Genomic DNA, 1,917 nt, shown 5'->3' on the forward strand with positions numbered 1-1,917 from the left:
TCATGCTCGATGGGCGACCGTTCAACGTCCAACATGACATGAGGCGCGTGCTGTATTAGCTGGGGGAGCTATTCGTTTTGTACTGTACTGAGGTGCTGATCATGAGCGGTTTGCTGGATCTGGGGCAGAACTGTTTGGGGTTGACTTGACGGAACGTGCAATTAGACACACGGCGCGAAGATTTGCGGTATCTGGTTTGCGATCGGCTCTAGGAGTCTGTCCGACTTGGTTCCAGCCTGGGCTTGAAGATTCCGTATTGGTAAAAATGAGACTAATATCGGGCGCGTCGGGGCGAAATTGCAGGTATTTTTCGTGAAAACGCGCGCTTTTGCCCGTTTTCCTATCCTCTGAGCGCAAAGAGGCGCTTGAGATTCCATCCCAAACACACCAGCGCCCACTCACCCTGCACGGCTTTGAGGCCGCGCAACAGGAACTGACGGAAGCCCAGCACGTGCTTGATGATGCCGAAGACGGTCTCGACCGTAGCCTTGCGCTTGGCGTAGCGGGCCTTGCCAGCGCGGGTGCGTAACCGATGTGCATTGGCCTCGGCCGGGGTCGGTTGACCTTCGGGGGCTGGCGGATCGTCGGCAAGCCGCTCGGCCAACGGCGGGTTGTGACACTGGCGGGCTTCGGGAATATACGGCTCGACGCCAGCGGCCTCGCAGTGATCAAGGTTCGCGGCGCTGTGATATCCGGTGTCGGCCAGCAGGGCTTCGACCTCTCCGAGGACCTCGGGCAGGGCCTCGAGGCGCGCCAGGGCCGTCACGACCTCTTGCTTGTCGTTGGTGTGATCGGTGACGTGCTGCTCGACGATCAGGTGCGTCTCGGTGTCGACCCCGGCCTGGGCGTTGTAGGCCTGCTCGAAGCCACCGCCAGCTGTGGGCATGATCCGCGATTCGGCGTCGGTGAGGCTGACCTGGTCCTTGGCTCCTGGACCAGGCGTGGGGGCCTTCGGCGGCTTGCCGCCAGGCTTCCTGCCCGTGCGCTCGGCACGGGCTTCACGCGCGGCCACCTTGCGCTCATATTCGGCTTGCTCGGCCTCGAAGCGCGCTTGGGCACGGGCGGCGATCTCGGCCTTGGCGGCAGCGATGACTTCCAGGCGCTGTCCGCGTCGCTTGAGCTCCTGCGGGATGTCCAAGGCCTCGGGTCGCGCCGCGTTGTCGGCCTGCTCGGCCAATCGCATCAGCTCTTCGACCTCGCCTTTGAGCTGTTCCTCCAGACGGTTGGCATGCTCCCAGCTCAGCGCCTTGCGCTTGCTCGCGTTGGCTTTGACCTTGGTCCCATCCAGACTGACCGTGCCGAGCTTCACCAGCCCCATCGCCTGCGCAATGAGCAGCACTTGGGTAAACAGCCCCGCCAGTTCGTTGAGGAAGCGTTTGCGGAAGTCGGCGATGGTGCGGTGGTCAGGATGGGTGTTGGCGCAGATATAGCGGAAGGCAATCGCGTCATGGCTTGCCTGCGCCAACTTGCGGCTGGAGAACACCCCGGTCGCATAGCCATAGAACAGCAGCGCCACCAGCATCGCTGGGTGGTAAGGCCGCGAGCCGGTGCCGGCGTAAGCGTTCACCACCTGGCTGAGATCCAGCTGATCGACGATCTCCACCACGAACCGCGCCAGATGGTCCTCCGGCAGGTACTCTTGGACCGTCGCCGGAAACAGGTCCGGCGTCTCCCGATCCACCGATATGAAGTTGACCGTCATGTCGCATACTCTCGCCGAGGCAAACTTGGCCCTATTGTATCCCAATGCCAGACTGACAAGTCGGACAGGCTCCTAGTCGTTGGCGATGCAGAGAATCTATGCTTTTCAGATGACATATTCGACGTCGGCCATGATCATAACCCTGGCCAAGACCGAGTGCGGATGTAGGTGATTAGGGTGACAAGAATTGGCAGGACCCTCTCCCGTGCGTACCC

Annotated in this window: 1 protein-coding gene; it reads right to left on the reverse strand. The window is 61.6% G+C overall.

Annotated elements, in window-relative coordinates; all coding sequences use genetic code 11:
* Positions 1-340: 340 nt before the first annotated feature.
* A complete protein-coding gene (locus tag D779_RS20600; protein WP_043758338.1) occupies positions 341-1,702 on the reverse strand; it encodes an IS1182 family transposase in 1,362 nt (453 codons plus the stop codon).
* Positions 1,703-1,917 lie beyond the last annotated feature (215 nt).

This window comes from Imhoffiella purpurea, assembly GCF_000585215.1.
GTDB lineage: Bacteria > Pseudomonadota > Gammaproteobacteria > Chromatiales > Chromatiaceae > Imhoffiella > Imhoffiella purpurea.